This window comes from Autumnicola tepida, assembly GCF_031846485.1.
Lineage (GTDB): Bacteria > Bacteroidota > Bacteroidia > Flavobacteriales > Flavobacteriaceae > Autumnicola > Autumnicola tepida.
Genome location: NZ_JAVRHQ010000071.1, coordinates 1 through 1,302, shown reverse-complemented (window position 1 = coordinate 1,302; position 1,302 = coordinate 1). Strand labels below are relative to the sequence as shown.

The 1,302-nt window shown below is 37.1% G+C and carries 2 protein-coding genes; both read left to right on the top strand.

Annotation, left to right across the window (positions count from 1 at the left end; genetic code table 11):
• Positions 1-40: 40 nt before the first annotated feature.
• Positions 41-412: a transposase gene (locus RM553_RS19385; protein ID WP_311536618.1), complete on the top strand. Its 372-nt coding sequence runs from the start codon at positions 41-43 to the stop codon at positions 410-412.
• A gap of 35 nt (positions 413-447) precedes the next feature.
• A complete protein-coding gene (locus RM553_RS19380; protein ID WP_311536617.1) occupies positions 448-1,263 on the top strand; it encodes an IS3 family transposase in 816 nt (271 codons plus the stop codon).
• The last annotated feature ends 39 nt before the right edge of the window (positions 1,264-1,302 follow it).

The window sequence follows — 1,302 nt, the reverse complement described above, 5'->3', positions numbered from 1 at the left end:
TGACCCGTCCTGAATAAAGGCTACATAATTTTAAATAGTTATGTACAAAAATGACAAAGTAATCAGACGGTATTCAGAATCTTTCAAATTGAAAATTTTAGACGAACTTACCACAGGGAAATTAAATAAATATCAACTGGGGAAACTCTACGGTATTGCTCCTTCAACTATCAATGAATGGATTAAAAAATACCACCGGAAAGACCTTATGAATACCAGGGTGACTGTGAACACAAAAGATGAAATTACACGCATCAAGCAACTTCAGAAAGAGATTGAACAGCTCAAAAAGTTACTGCTTAAAAAAGATATGGATGCTTTGGTTGAAGAATCCTATCTGGAAGTAGCTGCAGAAAAACTGGGCTACAAATCGGTGGTGGAACTAAAAAAAAAACTAAATATCAAGCCCTGATAAAGGCTAAAGATAAAGCTAAGAGATTTGCTTCTTTGACCACTATTTGCAAGTGTTTCGACCTCAAACGAGATGCCTATTACAAGTATAAACGAAGAGAGGACAGGCGCCTGGAAGTAGAACGACAGGTCGTTAGTATCGTCAAGCAAAGGCGCAGATCCCTTCCAAGAGAAGGCGTTAGAAAACTCATGAGATCCCTGGACAACGATTTTAAAAAAGCACAGCTTAAAATAGGCCGAGACACCTTATTCAAAATCCTTAGAAAACACAACATGCTCACCCTTAGAAAAAAATACTCCGCTAAAACAACCAACTCTATACACCGGTTCTATAAGCACCAAAATATCATCAAAGACCTCAAAGTTAGCAGGCCCAACCAAGTATGGGTAAGTGATATTACCTATATCAGAACTGTAAAAGGCTTTTGTTATCTGGCCCTGATCACAGACATGTACTCCAGAAAGATCGTTGGCTATGATATTAGCAACAGTCTTGAACTCAAAGGATGTGTGCGGGCACTAAATAAAGCGATATATCAGGCCCATAATCTTAAAGGTCTTATTCATCATTCCGATAGAGGAATTCAATACTGTAGTAATACATACACTCAGATCCTAATGAAAAATAAAATAAAAATTAGTATGACCCAGGAAAATCATTGCTATGAGAATGCAATGGCAGAGCGGGTTAACGGAATTCTCAAAGATGAGTTCTACCTTGATCAGACCTTTACTAACTTGGCGCACGCTAAAAGAGCGGCAAAAAATGCCATTAAATTATACAATGAAATAAGATTACATTTATCTTTAGGATATCAAACACCTAATTCGCTACACATAAATCAAGTATAAAAACCAATTTTAACCTGTAGCCGTATTTCAGGACGAGAC